Here is a 16,151-nt window from a genome sequence, read left to right as displayed (position 1 = left end):
CTCGAAGCTCGAAGCTCGAAGCTCGAAGCTCGAAGCTCGAAGCTCGAAGCTCGAAGCTCGAAGCTCGAAGCTCGAAGCCTGCGGCTAAACCAAGGAGCGAACCATGCTCAATTCTTTACTGCCGCTGTTGATCTTCGCGGCGCTGGCGGTGGGCGTGATCGGCGCGCTGCGTCGCGCACGGCTATGGCGTCAGGGGCGGCAAACGCCGGTCGTGTGGGCCCACCTTTTTCTGATGCCGAAGCGCTATCTCAACGATCTGCATCATGTTGTCGCCCGCGACAAGGCGATGGCGCACACCCACGTGGCAACCGCCGGGGGCTTCGTCGCCGCCATGGCGCTGGCGCTGGTGGTCCACGGGCTCCAGTGGCGCAACCCGATTCTCGGTGGGCTACTGCTGGCGGCAAGTGCAGTGATGTTCCTCGGTGCGCTGGCGGTCAATCACCGCCGTCTCAACCCCCCGGAAAAACTATCCAGTGGGCCTTGGCAGCGGCTGTCGAAGAGCCTGTTGGCGTACTCGGTCGGGATGTTTTTGATCAGCTTGCCGCTGGTGGGTGTGGCGCCGACCGTGCTGGGTGGCGGCGTGCTGGCGCTGATCCTGCTGGCACTGGTCGCCTGGGGCCTGGCCGAGATGCTGATCGGCATGGGCTGGGGCGGGCCGATGAAACACGCTTTCGCCGGCTCGCTGCATCTGGCGTTTCATCGCCGACCCGAGCGTTTCGACGATCAGCATCGTGATCCGAATTCGAGCGAGCGTCATGACGCTCATCGAGGCAGCCGTTCCACCGCGCTGTTTCCGCTCGATCTGACCGCGAAGGTGCTCGGCGTGGAGAAGCCCGCTGATTTCCAATGGCAGCAACTGCTCGGGTTCGATGCCTGCGTACAGTGCGGCCGCTGTCAGTCGGTGTGCCCGGCCTACGCCGCCGGCCAGCCGCTCAACCCCAAAAAGCTGATCCAGGACATGGTCGTGGGCATGGCCGGCGGTTCGGACGCTCGTTACGCCGGTAGTGGTCATCCCGGATTGGACGTCGGTCGCCATCATGGTGCGTCGAATCAGGCCATCGTGCCGCGGCTGGTCGAGGCCGAGACGCTATGGGCCTGCACGACGTGCCGCGCCTGCGTCGAGGAGTGCCCGATGATGATCGAGCACGTCGACGCCATCGTCGACATGCGGCGTTTCCTGACGCTGGAGCGCGGCGAGACGCCGGAGAAAGGCGCCGCGGCGATCGACAACCTGATCGCTACGGACAATCCCGGCGGGCTCGACAACGCGTCGCGGCTCGACTGGGCGGCGGATCTGGAGATCCCGCGTATTCAGGATCGGCCCGCAGGCGTCGACGTGCTGTTGTGGCTGGGTGATGGCGCCTTCGACATGCGCAACCAGCGCACCTTGCGCGCGCTGGTCAAGATTCTGCGCGCTGGCGGCGTCGATTTCGCCGTGCTCGGCGAGGAAGAGCGCGACAGCGGCGACGTGGCCCGACGGCTGGGGGATGAAGCGACCTTCCAGCGCCTGGCCGAGCGCAATATCGCTACGCTCTCTCGCTATCGCTTTCAGCGCATCGTCACCGCCGACCCGCACAGCTTCCACGTGCTGGGCCGCGAATACGGCGACTTTGGCGGGAATTATCACGTGCTCCACCACTCGACCTTTATCGCCGAGCTGTTCGACGCCGGCCGCATCAGCGTGGCAGCTCCGGCCCAGGCTGAAACCGTCACCTACCACGATCCCTGTTACCTGGGCCGTTACAACGGCGAGTTCGCCGCGCCTCGACAGGTGCTCGCCGCGCTGGGGCTGGAAGTCGCTGAGATGGCGCGCTCCGGCTACCGTTCACGCTGCTGTGGCGGCGGCGGCGGGGCGGCGCTCTCCGACGTGCCCGCCGATTTACCCGGTCGCGCGCGCATCCCCGACATGCGCATTGAGGACGTGCGCGAGACCGGCGCGACCACGGTCGCGGTAGCCTGTCCGCAATGCACCGCGATGCTCGAGGGCGTGGTCGAGCCGCGCCCGCGGATCAAGGATCTGGCCGAGCTGGTTGCCGACGCGCTGGTGGAGCCCGTTAGGGCGACGAACGCTACCAGCGCGCCAAGCCAAAGCCGCGAGGAGGAACCGGCATGAGTGTCAGACGACTCGACCCGCACGCCGAACGTATCCGTCGCAACCGGCTGCATCCGCGCCATCTTGAATTTGCCCGCCCGGCGTGGCGCTGGGTCAGTCGTGAAGGCGTCGTCCGCATCGATCCGCATGCCCTCGGCGCGATCGGGCCCAACGGACTCAAGCGCATCGATCGCAGCGGCGCTGCGGTGGAGGCGAGCCCGGCGGCGGCTGCCTCGACGAGCGCGGAGCCGGGGCGGCGCCAGGTCGTCATCGATCAGCCGGTGGGCCATGTCGTGGTGGTGCCGGAGCTGCCGGAAGGGCGGCTCAACGACCACGACCGCGACCTGTTCGGCCTCGCCCGGCAGCTCGCCGACGGCCATGACCTGGCGGTGACGGCGGTGACCTTCCTGAGCGGTGTCTCCGGTTTCGAGGACGCCGGTGCGGACCGCGTCGTCGATCTCTCCGCCAAGGTCGGTGACGGCTACGGCCCGGTGTCGCGCCTGGCCGCACTCGTCGATGTAGAAGCGGCGCTCTCGCCCCAACACTGGATCTTCGCCGATTCGTTGCCGGATGGCGGCGATCTCGGGCGGCGGCTGGCCGCGCGTCTCTCTCTTCAAAACGCGAGTCAGAGCGCGAGTCAGACCGCGGGTCAGGGCGCTAGCGCGGTCGATGCCCGTCCGGCGACGCGGGTCTGGCAGCTCAGTGATGGCCAGACGCTCTCCCGCGCGGGGGACCGCCAGGACATTTTGCGTGACGTGCCTCGGGTGATGCTGGCGCTGCCGGAGTGCGCCGAACCGGTCAGCGAAACATGCCACGAGGCGCGGGTCATCGAGCTGGCGACGATGGCTGGGGATATCTCGTCGGCAGCAAACGAAGCGCCGGCGTCCGGGGTCATCGACCGTGGCCGCGTCGCCGTCGACCCCCAGGAGATCCCGCTGGCCCAGGCGCCGTTCATTCTCTCTGCCGGCCGCGGCGTTCGCGACTGGGAGGGCTATCATCACGCCGCCCGCGTGCTGGGGGCCAGCGAAGGCGCCTCGCGGGTTGCCGTGGACGACGGCAACATGCCACGCGCCCGGCAGGTCGGTGCGACGGGCACGTTCGTTTCCGCCAGCTGCTACATCGCCGTGGGGATCTCCGGCGCGGTTCAGCACTTGCAGGGCATCGCCAGGTGTCAGCGGGTGATCGCGATCAACAACGACCCGAGCTGCGATATGGTCAAGCGTGCCGACCTGGCGCTGATCGCCGACGGCGACGCGGTGCTCGCTGCCGTCTGCGAGCGTCTCGGCCAGCCGCGAGACCAGACCGGTTCGGACGGGTCTTGGAAGGACGAGGAGTCGCAACATGCCGCAGCCTGAACCCCAAGCCACAGCGACAAGACCTCATGGCGTGAAGACTGCGGCGCTGGTATCGAGCGGCCGCCACCCGGTCTCCGGACGCGCCGGGCGCGCGCGAGAGGATGCCCGAGCCGTCGAGATGGGCCTGGCGCTGGTCGGCGCCGATTTGTCGCTGGTGCACGCAGGCGACCCGGAGCAGGCTTCGCTGCGGGAGTCTCTCGAAGGATATCTGGGGATGTACCACGGCCTCGACGGCGGGCGTCCTGATGATGAACGCGACGGGCAGGTGTCGCTCCTGCCGCTGCGTGCCGGCGAGGATGCGGTAGCGCCGCTTGCAGCGTGGCTCGAGCGCAGTGGCGTGAGATTGGCCTTGACCGGCCAGCGCGCCGAGTGCGGCGAGGGCTCGGGCATGGTGGGATATCTGCTCGCCGAGCGGCTGGGCTGGGCGATCGCCACCGGCGTTGCCGCTATCGAACGTTGCGACGAGGAGAGCGTGACGGTGCTGCAGGCGCTGCCCCAAGGCCAGCGTCGGCGCCTCGAAGTCCGCCTGCCGTGTCTGATCGCGGTGGACGCTGCTGCCGAGGCGCCACGTCAGAGCGCATTCGGCCCGGCGCGACGCGGACGCATCGAGACCGTCGACGATCTGCTGCCCGCGGACGAATCGCGCCTCGACACCGGCAGCGCCGACTGGCGCTGGCAGCCGGCCCGCGTGCGGCCCAAGCGTCTCAAGGTGGTCAAGTCCACCAATGCGCGAGATCGTTTCAAGGCCGCCGCGGCCAAGTCCTCCGCGACCGGTGGTCAGGTGCTGACCGATCTCTCTCCGGAGGAGGCCGCCGAGAAGCTGATCGATTATCTGCGGGCGGAAAAGCTCCTCGCGCAGGACGATCAGTAATCCATCAGCTTCGGCAGCCGTTCCGATAACCGCTGGCCGCCGAGCACGACGCGCGCTGGATCGACGGGGTGAAATGCGCCGTCGCGGTAGATTCGGGCCTTCTCGCGGTCGAACGTCACGATCGGCGCCAGATCGGTGCGACGCGATTCCGGCAGCATCATCAGGGTCAGATTATCCAGAATCAGATGGCTGCCGTCGTCTCGTCGATAACGTAGCACGGCGTGGTACGTCGGTGTCAGCTTGTCATCGGCGGCGAGAAAGTCGAGCCGATCCGCCGGCGTGCCGGCATCGATCAGGATCTGGTATTTGGCGATGGCGAAATCCTCGCAGTCGCCATATTGATCTTTGGCTAACCGGTCGAAACCCTTCCAGGTATCGATTTTCTCGAACTGCTGGCGAGCGGCGTTATTGACCACGCGATTGACGTAAGCGAGCCTCGCTTCGCCCCGATAATCGTTTGCCTTGTCGACGAACTGCGCCCGGGTGAGCGTGACGGCCGAAGCCGTGGGGTCGTCCCAGTAGACGAAACTCGCCGAGTGCGCCGCCGCGGCATGCAGCCCGATCAGGCACAGTGCCAAGACGCGAACCAGTTCGCGAGGTACGCAACGTAATGAGTGCGACGAAGACATGGCGCTCCATGAGTGACTTCCATTATCTCGAAACCGACAGATCGACGATTCGCGTATCGACGTCGTCCCACCGTTTGAGATAAAGATTGGCGTTGCGAGGCTTATTTTAGCGGTGTGATGCGTGGTGAACGCCAACAACGTCGAGCGGGAGGTGGAATATGATGATCGTCGATCTCATCGATGGCGAGGATTTTCGTCAACGACTGGTGTCTCTAGGCGTACGCATTCCGGAGGAGGCCTGCCCGGAAACCTGCGCGCGGCTGGCCGCGGGCTGCCATCGCGCCAGAGGGGTCGAGGGGCTGGAACCGGCCATTCGCGAGCTAATGCAACGCACTGACGTGATGCTGCCATCCGTCCGGGAGGCGATAGAGCGCCATCTGCTGCCGGTCTTTAGCGCTGACTGATCATCGGATCCTAAACTATCCGGCTAGGCTTTGTACGAAAAGTCGGCGAGCGATGACTAGACAAGGAAAAAATCAACGAAAAAGCGGAGTTTACGGGTTGTAAATGAGCATTTTGAGGCGATTTTTAACGCCGTATTGTCGAGCGCAGGCAGTTTTCGTACAAAGCCTAGAGGCGGCGCAATCCCCACATGAAATAGACGCCGCCGATCAGCGCGGCGATCAGGCCTGCCGGCAACTGATAGGGGAAGAACAGGTTCCTGCCCAGCCAGTCGGCGGTGACCATCACCAGCATGCCCAATAGCCCCGCGCCGATCAGCTGATGGCGCGCGCCGTGGAAGCCCATCAGCCGGGCCATGTGCGGGGCCATCAGGCCGATGAACGAGAGCGGGCCGATCACCAGCGTTGCGGCGACGGTCAGTAGTGCCACCAGCGCGAGCAGCAGCAGGCGGCTACGATCCACGTCCACCCCCAGCGCTTTGGCGGTGGGAGCACCCAGCGGCAGCAGTGTCAGCCAGCGCTGCAGCGGCAGCGTCAACAGGGTGAGCACCAGCGCGATCACCACGATCCAGGCGGTCGACGTCAGGCTGGCGTAATAGGTCGAGCCGCCCAGCCACGAAAGCAGCTGCTGTGCGCGGGGATCTTCGCTGGCCAGCACGATGGCGCGCATCGCATCCAGCAGCGACGAGATGGCGATGCCGGTCAACAGCAGACGCTCTGGCGCGAAACCGCTGCGACGATTGCAGACGATCAACACTAGTAAGGCGACGACCGCGCCGCTGAATCCCATCACCGAGCCGCTGAGCGGGGCGATGCCCAGCGGCAGCAGCATCAGCGCGATCACCCCGATCGCCACGCCGGCGCTGATCCCCAGCACTTCCGGGCTGGCCATCGGGTTGCCGGTCATCCGCTGCAGCAGCGTGCCGGCCAGGGCCAGCATCAACCCGGCAGCCGCAGCCGTGGCCACTCTCGGCAGACGCCAATCGGCGATCAGTGTCAGATCGTCGAGCCCCGCCAGGCTGGGAACTTTCGCATGGGCGTCGAGCCTGAAGCCGACGACGAGTGCCAGCACACAGGCGACGATCGTCAATCCTGTCAGAATCCATAGCCGCCGCTGCGGGCGCGATTCGCGAGGCAGGGTCAACCCCGTGCTGGGTGTCGGTCGCGTGCCGCCGACTTTGAGTCGTGGCAGCAGCCACAGCAATAGCGGCGCCCCTAGCGCTGCCGTCATGGCGCCCGTCGGCAGCAGTGAAGCGGTGAATGGCGCCAGTTGTTGCACGGCCAGATCCGTCACCAGCAGCAGCAGAGCCCCCACGATCATCGACCAGACCAGGCGCTGGGGTAGCGTACGCGCGCCGGAAAGCCGCGCGATGGCAGGAGCGGCCAGACCAATGAAACCGATCAGGCCGATAGCGCTGACCACGCAGGCGGTCATGAAAACGCCGAGCCCCAGACCGGCGAAACGTAGCTTGCGCAGCGAAATCCCCAGGCTCCTGGCACCGTCCTCCTCGAGATCGAGAAGTGACAGCGGGCGTAACAGCAGCAGCGCCAATACCACCACGATGGCCAGACGCAGGATCAGAAACCGGGTGTCATCCCAGTTGTCCTGGGACAGCGCGCCGGAGCCCCAGATGAACAGTCCCGACAGGCTCTCCTGATGGAACAGCAGTAGCGCACTGTTGATGGCACTGAAATAGAGACTGACCACCATCCCGGAGAGCACCACTACCATCGGCGCCAGGCGGCGCTTCCAGGAGAGCGCGAAGACCAGCAGCGTCGCCACGATGCCACCCAGCAGCGCGATCCATTCCTTGCCGGCCAGCATCCAGCTGGGCGCCCACAGTGTGGCGATCACCAGCGCCAGCTGGGCACCGCTGGTCACGCCCAAGGTGGCCGGCGACGCCAGGGGGTTGCGCAGTACCTGCTGCATCAGACACCCGGCCAGCGCCAGTGCCGCCCCGCCCAACATCGCTACCAATAGCCGTGGAACGAAGGTGTAGTGCATCACGATCTGGCGAATCTGCCCGTCGTCTGGAGCGACGATGGCTTGCCACCAGCGCCCCGAGAGATCGGCGAACTGGGTCTCGAGAGTGATATAGCCGAGGATCAGCGCCAGCAGGGCCAAGCAGGCCGCGAACCAGACCGGCGTTCTCGCTCGCAGCATCATGGGCGGCCTTCCGTCGCCGCGGGGCTCGGAGTGCTGACCGCAACCAGCGAACGAGCCAACCGTTGCAACGAGATCAATCCGCCGTAGGGCCAGACGGGGTCGATGTAGCTCACGCGGCCCTCGCGCACGGCCGGCAGGTGCTGCCAGATCTGGTTGTTGTCGAGCTCGTCACCGACGCCGCGCGGGTAGGGTTTGATGATGACGATGCGCGCCTCGGGGTGCTCCGCGAGCCGATCGATCGGAATGCTGGCATAGCCCCAGGCGTTGGTCGGGCCGGTCCAGGCATTGGTCAGGGCCGTGCGCGAGAAAAGGGTTCCAATCATGTTGCCCTGGCCGAAGACGCGAACGTGCTGGGCATCGCTGAACTGGACGATATAGAGAGGCGTCGCTGCATCCTCCAGGTCATGCGCCGCCTGCTCCAGAACCTGGTTCGTCTCGGCGATCAGGGCTTCTGCCTGGGGTTGGCGACCGGTCAAGCTGGCGACCTCGCGGGTCATCGCCAGGGTCGCTTCGTAATAGGGCTGATCGGTATAGAAGTTGTCGATCACCTTGACCGGCATCAGCCGCTCGAGACGCGCGTTGTCGCGAGAAAACAGCGCGCTGGTCATCAGCAGGTCCGGCGGATTCTGGGCCAGTAGCTCGAGATTGGGCTCGTTGCGCAGCCCCATGTCCAGCGTCGATTCGGGGATCGCAGGCGCCTTGACCCATTCGTCGTAATTGGGAATGTCGGAGACGGCATACGGCTCGACACCGAGCGCGACCAGCGTCTCTGCCACGGTCCAGTTGGAGGCGGCGATTCGTCCTGACGATGAGTCGTCTCCAGCTTGCGCACCCATCGACACGACGGCCAATCCCGACATCAGGATCAGGACGATCGTGGAGAGAACGGTGGAAGGGCGGGCACGCGACAAAGCGACGAATTCCTGATGACGGACGGTAAAGACTCGGGCGCCCTCCGATTCGAAACGCGGGCGGCGGAAGTCGCTGCGGGCGATGATGGTAGATCGAATGACAATCGTTATCAATCAGCGCTGGTGATCGCACGCTAATCGTTAATACACATAAGACTGATTGTCATTTAGAATTACCCGCAGAACAATATCCGGCAGCTCGCTGCCGGCTCCTACAACGTCATACAACGGGCATTCGATCCGATGAAACCAGGGAACACTCTAGCCGCCATGAGCGGTGCGTTGCTGTCTGTCTATGCGGCGGCGGCCACGGCGCAGGATGCCAGCGTGACCAATGACACGGTAGTGGTCACGGGAACGGCACTCAAGGTCGATACGCCACTGCTGGAGACGCCGCGTGCCACTTCCGTCGTCAATGACACGGAGCTGGAAAAGCGGGCGGTCAATCGATACGACCATGTGTTGCGTTACCGCGCCGGTGCGCTATCGGCGCCGTATGGCAATGATGCCAAGGCGGACTGGTTTTTCTTTCGAGGGTTCTCGGGTGAGGATTCGACCTATCAGGATGGCTTGCGCCTGTTTCGCGAGGCGGGTTACCTGTGGTGGAAAACCGAGCCTTTCGGTCTAGAACGGGTCGATTTCCTGAAAGGGCCGGCGTCGATTCTCTACGGTGAGGCGCCTCCCGGTGGCATCATCAATGCTGTCAGCAAGCGCCCGACCGAAGACGCGCAGGGGTTGTTCGAGATCCAGGCCGGCAACAAGGGGCATCGTCAGGTCGGCATCGACACGTCCGGTCCTGTCACCGACAGCGGTGACGTGCGCTATCGTTTCGTCGGTCTATTCCGGGACCAGGATGGCGAGCTCGACGGCACCGATAACGAACGGGTCTACTTCGCGCCGAGCCTGGCGGTGGATCTTTCCGATCGAACGACGCTGACGCTGCTCGCCAGCTACCAACGCGATCACGGCACGCCCGCCAACGTGTTCTATCTCCCTTACGGTTCCGTCGACGATACGCCGTTCGGCAAGGTGGACCGTGATACCGACCTGGGCGACAACGACAACGACCGGCTCGAGCATGAGCAGATTGCCGTCGGCTACGAACTCGAACATACCTTCGACGATACCTGGAAATTTCAGCAGAACGCACGGTTCGCGTCCCTGGATCTCTTTCTGCGTACGGCTTATCCCTCGTACATGCTCGATGATCGTAACGCTCAGCGGGGTCTGACCTACCGCGACGGCAGCTATGACGCTTTCACCGTCGATAACCGCATGATCGGCACCTGGTACACCGACAACACCGAGAACACGCTGTTGGTGGGGCTGGATTATCAGCACCTGGATGCCGACTATCTCAGTCGTGATAACTTTGCCTACGACCAGATCGATATCTTTGATCCACGGGATAGCGGCGCGGGTGTACCTGGCAATTCGGCCTACTACGATCAGGGCAAGGAGCAGATCGGCGTTTACGTCCAGGATCAGTTACGCCTGTACGATCGCTGGATTCTGCTGGCGGGTGCGCGCCATGATAGCGTCGACGTGACCAACAAGCAGGATGGCGGCGACGATCAGAGCTACGACGACACCCAGATGTCCTATACCGGCGGCGTCATGTACCTCGGTGATTACGGCCTCTCGCCGTACCTGAGCTACAGCGAATCGTTCACACCCAATATCGGCAACGATCTCGACGGAGATGCTTACCAGCCCAGCGAAGGCAAACAGTGGGAGCTAGGGCTGAAGTACGCGCCGAATTGGCTGGATGGATACGTGACGGCCGCTGTTTTCGACTTGAAGGAGAGCGACACGCTCTTTCCCAGCGGCGGCGCTTCCAGTAACCAAGGTGGAGAGCGCCATTCGCGCGGTTTCGAGCTGGAAGGCGTGGGTTACGTGACCGACAATCTCCAGGTCACCGCAGCGTACACCTACACCGATGTGACGGTGGATGTCAGCGATACCCAGAAGGAGCTCCGGGCCGGGTTGATACCGCGTCATCAGGCGTCGCTATGGCTGGACTATGATTTCACGCGGGGTGCGCTGGATGGACTGGGCCTGGGTGCCGGGGCGCGTTACATCGGTACCAGTGTGGACTCGCCTCAGTACAGCGATACCCAAGTGGAGGCCTATACCGTTTATGACGCGATGGCGAGCTACGACATCGATTCGCACTGGACCGCGCAGGTCAACGTCACCAATCTGACGGATAAAGAGTACGTCAGCGGTTGTGACTACTGGTGCTATTACGGCGAGTCACGCAGCGTCATCGGCAGTCTGAAATACCGTTGGTAAACAATTTCTGCACTGAACCTCTGCCATGAATAGAAGCCCGGCCAATGCCGGGCTTTTTGTTGGATGACGCCTGGCTTGCGACATCTGGCGTCATGCGCAATTCAATAATGATTCTCGTTTCTATTCATATTGATCTCGGGACGCTATAGAATGGGCCCGCTTTTTACTCCGCCCGCCCCATATCGATAGGTCCAAGGCTAATGAACTCAGGTATCGCGTCTCCCGAGAACAGACGTCTCTTCGGCAGGTTGGCTTTTGTTGCGGTGACGATGGGCGCGCCGCCTTTCATCAATGCGAGCTGGGCGCAGAGCGCCTCCGGCGAGAGCCAGTCTCTCGAGACGGTCACGGTCACGAGCCAGGCGATTCTCACGCAAGGCGATACACCGCCGCCGGCTTATGCGGGCGGGCAGGTCGCTGCCGGCGGACGGATCGGCGTTCTGGGCGAACAGGACACGATGGATGTGCCTTTCAACGTCATCAGCTATACCCGCGAGCTGATCGAGAACCAGCAGTCGGATACGCTGGGCGACGTGCTGCAGAACGACGCCTCGGTGACGGTCGGCAGGGGATTCGGCAACTACTCGGAATCGTTCAAGGTTCGTGGCTTCGATCTCTACGGTGACGATATTTCCTACGGCGGGCTCTACGGGGTACTGCCGCGCCAGTTGATCAACACCAGCATGATGGGGCGCGTCGAGCTGTTCAAAGGATCGAGTGCCTTCGCCAACGGCGTGCCGGCGGGGGGAACCGGTGTCGGGGGCGCGGTCAACATCGAACCCAAGCGGGCGACCGACGAGCCGATCACGCGGGTCGGCACCGGGTATCGCTCGGACAGCTACGGCGAGACGCAGCTCGATGTCGGACGTCGCTTCGGCGCCCAGAATGAGTACGGGGTGCGGGCCAGCGTCAATCGAGGTCGTGGGGACACGGCCATCGATGACGAGAGTCGCAAGAATACCTCGGCGATCGTTGGGCTGGACTATCGCGGCGATCGCGCTCGGGCATCGCTGGATGTCGGTCACCAGAAATCGGTCATCGATGGCGGGCGGCTGAACGTGAACCTGACCAACTACACGGGTGATTCCGTGCCCTCGGTGCCCGATGCCGACAGCAATTACACGCCGAGCTGGAATCGCGCGAGCCTGGAAACCAATTTCGCCATGCTGCGCGGTGAGTATGACTTCAGCGACGCCTGGACCGGCTATGCGGCCATCGGCGGTAATCGCACGCATGAACGGAGTCTGGCCGGGTCGCCAAGCGTCATTAACGACGATGGCGATGCCACGGTTTCACAGCTCGATACGGCTTATCAGTCGGAGACCTTCGCCAGTCAGGTCGGGCTGCGCGGGCAACTGGATACCGGCCCCGTTTCGCATCAGCTGAATCTGGGTTATTCCAGCGTCTACTTCCGGAAAGACGTGGCGTTCGATGGCATCTTCACCGGGGCGCCGACCAATATCTACGACCCGGCCGATGTTCCCGTGCGTGAGCCCAACTACCCCAGCGGCGATTTGAGCGACCCCACGACGACCGGGCGTACCTATAACAACGGCGTTTCTCTGTCGGACACGCTAGGTTTCTTCGATGATCGTGTGTTGCTGACGCTGGGCGGGCGATATCAGGAGATCGAGGTCAACAACTACGACGGCAACACGGGGGCCCGCGATAGCCGTTTTAGCGAGTCGCGCGTGACACCTGTCTACGGGATCGTCTACAAGCCGACCGCCGCCATTTCGCTTTACGCCAATCATATCGAGGCCCTTCAGCAGGGCGAGTCGGCGCCGGCGCAAATCGGGGGGGCGCTGGCCAGCAACGCGGGTGAAATACTGGGCATCGTGCGCTCCAAGCAGGACGAGATCGGCGCCAAGTTCGATTACGGCAAGCTCGGCGGCGGCATCAGCCTGTTCCAGATCGAACAGCCGCAGGTCAGCATCCAGGACAATACCGCCGGCTACAACGGCGAGCAGCGCAACCGCGGCATCGAATTGAGTGGCTACGGCGTGCCGCTGGATGGCGTACGCGTATTGGCGAGTGCGACCTTCATGGACCCGGAACTCCGCAATACCACCAATGGCGAAAACGATGGCAACGACGCGCCGGGCGTGCCGACCTATCGCTATGTGCTGGGCGGTGAGTGGGATATCCCGCACATGGACCGGCTGACGGCGACCGGCCGAATCATTCGGACCGGCTCGCAGTACGTCGACGAGGCCAACAACCTTGAAGTCGATCCCTGGAATCGTCTCGATCTGGGTTTCCGCTACACCATGCCGCTCAACGAGGCCAGCCTGATCTGGCGCGCGGGTGTGGATAACGTTACCGACGAGGATTACTGGGAATCGGCCGCAACGACGGGCAACCAGACACTGGTTCAAGGCGAGTCACGGACGCTCAAGCTGTCGGCGACGGTCGAGTTCTGAGACGCAGAAACACGGACCGAAACAGGAAAAAGGCGCTCCCGAAGCGGGGCGCCTTTTTCGTTATCGCTGATCGGATGGCTCGTCGGCCGGAGGATGGTTACCGCGTAAGTGTTACCGGGCGGCGACCTGCAGCGTTGCGGGCTGATCGACCCCGAGGTTGGCTCGCAGCGTCTCGCTGTACCAGTCGACGAAGTCGATCACGCCGAATTCGTAGGTCGTCGAGTAGGGGCCGGGCTGGTAGGCGAGCGAGTTGATGCCGAGCTGGTTCTCCTCGGCTAGACGGCGGTCCTGGTCATTGGTGGCATCCCAGACCTGGCGCAACCGCTCGGGATCGTAGTCGACACCTTCGACGGCATCCTTGTGGACCAGCCATTTGGTGGTGACCAGCGTCTCCTGCGGGCCCAGCGGCAGCACGCGGAAGACTACGGCGTGGTCGCCCATGAAGTGGTTCCACGAATTGGGCAGATGCAGGATGCGCAGCGAGCCCATGTCGGCGTTGGGCATGTGGCCCATCAGCTTGTTGCAGCCGGGCTTGCCGTCCATGGTCATGGAGACGATGCCGTCGATCAGCGGCGTGCGGGTGAGTCGGTTGCGCTTGCCGAAGCGGGCCAGCTGCCACGGCACTTCGCAGGCGGTCCAGTCGGCCTGCTTGCGGGCGACCAGATCGCGATATTCGCCGGTGGAGCGCGGATCGTCGGTATCGTCGAATTCGATCAGCGAGTTGAGCAGTTCGGGGTGGGCGCCGTTGCAGTGATAGCACTCGCGGTTGTTCTCGATCACCAGCTTCCAGTTGGCGCGCTCGACGATGTTCGACTCCACCGCGACCTTGACGTTGTCCATCTCGTAGGGCGAGAGATAGTGCTCGAGCGAGACGAGGAAGTCGTCGATCGGCTCCGGGTCGTCGCTCAGGTTGATGAACACGAAACCGCCCGCGCTCTTCACCGCCACGGGCTTGAGACCGTAGGCACTCATGTCGAAGTCGGTACCCATATCGCTGCCGGCGAACAGTAATCGGCCATCCAGTTCGTAAGTCCACTGGTGGTAGGGACAGACCAGCTTGGCGACCTTCCCCTTGTCCTTGAGACACAACCGCGAACCGCGGTGACGGCAGACGTTATGGAACGCCTGGATGCGGTTCTCGGCACCGCGCACCACGATGATCGAGTTGCTGCCGATCTCCAGCTTGAAGAAATTTCCCTTGGCGGGAATCTCGCAGCTCATGCCGGCGAACACCCACTGCTTTTCGAACACGTGATGCATGTCCAATGCGAACAGACGCGAATCATTGTAGAACGGCTGTGGCAGCGAGAAGTGGGGGTTTCGCTGGTCCAACATGTCGGCCACGGCTTGACGGGTATCGGCGAGCGAATCCTCCAGGCTGTCGCGTGGAAGTGCAGACATGAACGCATCCTCATCGGGGTGTAGCGTCGCCTCCGCATGGCGGCGGGAGCGATCGGATCATTGACGTGTGACAGTGGCGGCGACTTCATCCTTCGAGCTGTCCTTCGAGAGAAGTGTCGCCCAGGTGCTGGCGATGAAATTGTCCGCCTGCGACATTCGTCGCGTCGAGGGCGACCGACAGGTAAAAATCGCGGGCATCGCTCTGAAAATCGACGAAGGAACCGGCGAGTGAAGCGCGCGCCATCGGGAGATCGTCAGCGCAGCAGATAAGCGGGTGCGCGCCGACCGATTATCATCGCTTTGGGTACGGTTGGCATGCCCGTGTCGTTGACGGGCAAGTCGATCAGCGCGGGCGTGTCCAGAATCCGCTCATGAGAGTCATTCACTGGAAACGGCGGCGCGGGGCGATATCAGTTCGCCGAAGCCATTTCCCTGATCGAGCGCGGTGGCGATGGAATTCTTCAATCCGGTCAATACGCAAACCTGGACCAACGGCCGGCATCAGGTGCGATGCGTCAAGGTCATTCAGGAAACCTGGAACGTGCGGACGTTCTGTTTCATGGCCGACCAGCCGGTGATGTTCTTCTTCAAGCCGGGGCAGTTCGTCACGCTGGAGCTGGAGATCGCCGGACAACCGGTGATGCGGTCCTATACGATCTCGAGCTCGCCGTCGATTCCCTACAGTTTCTCGATCACCGTCAAACGCCTGCCCGGCGGCCGGGTCTCCAACTGGCTCCACGACAACCTCAAGGTCGGTGAGCCGATGGTCGTGCATGGGCCGGTGGGCGATTTCAACGTCATCGATCATCCGGCGGAAAAGGTGCTGATGCTCTCGGGCGGCGTCGGTATCACGCCGCTGATGTCGATGACGCGCTGGTTTTTCGATACCAACGCCGCCGTTGACCTGGAGTTCATCCACTGCGCCCAGGCGCCCAACGACATCATCTATCACCGCGAGCTGGTGCACATGTTCTCGCGGCTGCCGGAGTTCCGGCTGCATATCGTCTGCGAGCGCAGTGACGAGCTCAGCCAGGCCTGGTCCGGGTTCCGCGGCTACCTGACACGTCAGATGCTGACGCTGATGGCAGCCGACTACCTGGATCGAGAAGTGTTCTGCTGCGGCCCCGCGCCCTTCATGAACGCGATCCGTCAGGTGCTGTTGGAAGATGGTTTCGACATGTCGCGCTATCACCAGGAGTCCTTCGGGGCGACGCCGCTGAGCGTTCAGGAGGATGTGCTGGAACTCGCCGAGCAGGCCGAAGCCGATGCCGAAGAGGTGGATACCGCCGACCTGGTCCCGGTCGAGTTCACCGGGAGCGGCAAGAGTATCCGCGTCAGCGAGAATGACACCATTCATTCGGCCGCCGCCAAGCTTGGCCTGCATATTCCCAAGGCCTGCGGGATGGGGATCTGCGGCACCTGCCGGGTGATGAAGCTGGAAGGCGAGGTCGAGATGGAGCACAACGGCGGCATCACCGAAGAGGACGAAGCCGAAGGATTCATCCTGTCGTGCTGTTCGAAGCCGCGGGGCAAAGTCGTTATCGATTTCTGAGCTACGAGCTACGAGCTACGAGCTACGAGCTACGAGCTACGAGCTACGAGCTACGAG

Annotated in this window: 12 protein-coding genes; 8 read left to right on the top strand and 4 right to left on the bottom strand. The window is 63.3% G+C overall.

The genetic code is table 11. The features are described from left to right. Positions 1-103 precede the first annotated feature (103 nt). From BTW08_RS14585 to BTW08_RS14575, 3 genes are read left to right on the top strand one after another with little or no spacing between them, the layout of a single operon-like run. On the top strand, positions 104-2,113 hold the full coding sequence (locus tag BTW08_RS14585; RefSeq protein WP_075563260.1) for a (Fe-S)-binding protein: 2,010 nt from the start codon (positions 104-106) through the stop codon (positions 2,111-2,113). Further along, positions 2,110-3,447 carry an electron transfer flavoprotein subunit alpha/FixB family protein gene (locus tag BTW08_RS14580; protein WP_075563259.1) on the top strand — a complete coding sequence of 446 codons (1,338 nt, stop codon included), beginning with the start codon at positions 2,110-2,112 and terminating at the stop codon, positions 3,445-3,447. Before BTW08_RS14585 ends, BTW08_RS14580 begins: the two co-directional genes overlap by 4 nt. Continuing rightward, positions 3,434-4,318: a hypothetical protein gene (locus tag BTW08_RS14575; RefSeq protein WP_075563258.1), complete on the top strand. Its 885-nt coding sequence runs from the start codon at positions 3,434-3,436 to the stop codon at positions 4,316-4,318. The genes BTW08_RS14580 and BTW08_RS14575 overlap by 14 nt, the downstream gene beginning before the upstream one ends. Here the strand turns inward: BTW08_RS14575 and BTW08_RS14570 are convergent. Then, complete coding sequence (locus BTW08_RS14570) at positions 4,312-4,947, bottom strand: transglutaminase-like cysteine peptidase (RefSeq protein ID WP_075563257.1); 636 nt, start codon at positions 4,945-4,947, stop codon at positions 4,312-4,314. The genes BTW08_RS14575 and BTW08_RS14570 overlap by 7 nt on opposite strands. Positions 4,948-5,105: 158 nt before the next feature. Here BTW08_RS14570 and BTW08_RS14565 point away from each other — a divergent pair, with 158 nt between their 5' ends. After that, positions 5,106-5,351 carry a hypothetical protein gene (locus BTW08_RS14565; protein ID WP_075563256.1) on the top strand — a complete coding sequence of 82 codons (246 nt, stop codon included), beginning with the start codon at positions 5,106-5,108 and terminating at the stop codon, positions 5,349-5,351. A gap of 166 nt (positions 5,352-5,517) precedes the next feature. On the opposite strand, the gene fhuB is transcribed toward BTW08_RS14565, so the two are convergent. Together fhuB and BTW08_RS14555 are read right to left on the bottom strand one after the other, a co-directional pair. After that, positions 5,518-7,515 (bottom strand): Fe(3+)-hydroxamate ABC transporter permease FhuB, encoded by a 1,998-nt coding sequence (gene fhuB / locus BTW08_RS14560; RefSeq protein WP_139313673.1) that lies wholly within the window; start codon positions 7,513-7,515, stop codon positions 5,518-5,520. Then, a complete protein-coding gene (locus BTW08_RS14555) occupies positions 7,512-8,426 on the bottom strand; it encodes an ABC transporter substrate-binding protein (RefSeq protein WP_139313672.1) in 915 nt (304 codons plus the stop codon). The genes fhuB and BTW08_RS14555 overlap by 4 nt, the downstream gene beginning before the upstream one ends. Before the next feature lie 270 nt (positions 8,427-8,696). On the opposite strand from BTW08_RS14555, the gene BTW08_RS14550 reads away from it, so the two are divergent. Together BTW08_RS14550 and BTW08_RS14545 are read left to right on the top strand one after the other, a co-directional pair. Further along, complete coding sequence (locus BTW08_RS14550) at positions 8,697-10,721, top strand: TonB-dependent siderophore receptor (RefSeq protein ID WP_075563255.1); 2,025 nt, start codon at positions 8,697-8,699, stop codon at positions 10,719-10,721. A 200-nt stretch (positions 10,722-10,921) separates the two neighbouring features. Further along, complete coding sequence (locus BTW08_RS14545) at positions 10,922-13,141, top strand: TonB-dependent siderophore receptor (RefSeq protein WP_075563254.1); 2,220 nt, start codon at positions 10,922-10,924, stop codon at positions 13,139-13,141. 111 nt (positions 13,142-13,252) lie between these two features. On the opposite strand, the gene BTW08_RS14540 is transcribed toward BTW08_RS14545, so the two are convergent. Next, positions 13,253-14,542, bottom strand: coding sequence for an aromatic ring-hydroxylating dioxygenase subunit alpha (locus tag BTW08_RS14540; protein WP_075563253.1), 1,290 nt, complete (start codon positions 14,540-14,542; stop codon positions 13,253-13,255). A gap of 73 nt (positions 14,543-14,615) precedes the next feature. On the opposite strand from BTW08_RS14540, the gene BTW08_RS19155 reads away from it, so the two are divergent. Next, positions 14,616-14,774, top strand: coding sequence for a hypothetical protein (locus tag BTW08_RS19155; RefSeq protein WP_168170666.1), 159 nt, complete (start codon positions 14,616-14,618; stop codon positions 14,772-14,774). Between the two features lie 213 nt (positions 14,775-14,987). Continuing rightward, positions 14,988-16,094 carry a hybrid-cluster NAD(P)-dependent oxidoreductase gene (locus tag BTW08_RS14535; protein WP_075563252.1) on the top strand — a complete coding sequence of 369 codons (1,107 nt, stop codon included), beginning with the start codon at positions 14,988-14,990 and terminating at the stop codon, positions 16,092-16,094. The last annotated feature ends 57 nt before the right edge of the window (positions 16,095-16,151 follow it).

It is taken from the genome of Salinicola sp. MH3R3-1, assembly GCF_001937155.1.
GTDB lineage: Bacteria > Pseudomonadota > Gammaproteobacteria > Pseudomonadales > Halomonadaceae > Salinicola > Salinicola halophyticus.
This window is presented reverse-complemented; position numbering and strand designations above follow the sequence as displayed.

What these genes read in the sequence shown, in the direction of transcription:
- BTW08_RS14580 (WP_075563259.1), top strand. Translation starts at nt 2,110, where the DNA reads ATGAGTGTCAGACGACTCGACCCGCACGCCGAACGTATCCGTCGCAAC.
- BTW08_RS14585 (WP_075563260.1), top strand. Translation starts at nt 104, where the DNA reads ATGCTCAATTCTTTACTGCCGCTGTTGATCTTCGCGGCGCTGGCGGTG.
- BTW08_RS14545 (WP_075563254.1), top strand. Translation starts at nt 10,922, where the DNA reads ATGAACTCAGGTATCGCGTCTCCCGAGAACAGACGTCTCTTCGGCAGG.
- BTW08_RS14550 (WP_075563255.1), top strand. Translation starts at nt 8,697, where the DNA reads ATGAGCGGTGCGTTGCTGTCTGTCTATGCGGCGGCGGCCACGGCGCAG.
- BTW08_RS14540 (WP_075563253.1), bottom strand. Translation starts at nt 14,542, where the DNA reads ATGTCTGCACTTCCACGCGACAGCCTGGAGGATTCGCTCGCCGATACC.
- BTW08_RS14570 (WP_075563257.1), bottom strand. Translation starts at nt 4,947, where the DNA reads ATGTCTTCGTCGCACTCATTACGTTGCGTACCTCGCGAACTGGTTCGC.
- BTW08_RS14565 (WP_075563256.1), top strand. Translation starts at nt 5,106, where the DNA reads ATGATGATCGTCGATCTCATCGATGGCGAGGATTTTCGTCAACGACTG.
- fhuB (WP_139313673.1), bottom strand. Translation starts at nt 7,515, where the DNA reads ATGATGCTGCGAGCGAGAACGCCGGTCTGGTTCGCGGCCTGCTTGGCC.
- BTW08_RS14575 (WP_075563258.1), top strand. Translation starts at nt 3,434, where the DNA reads ATGCCGCAGCCTGAACCCCAAGCCACAGCGACAAGACCTCATGGCGTG.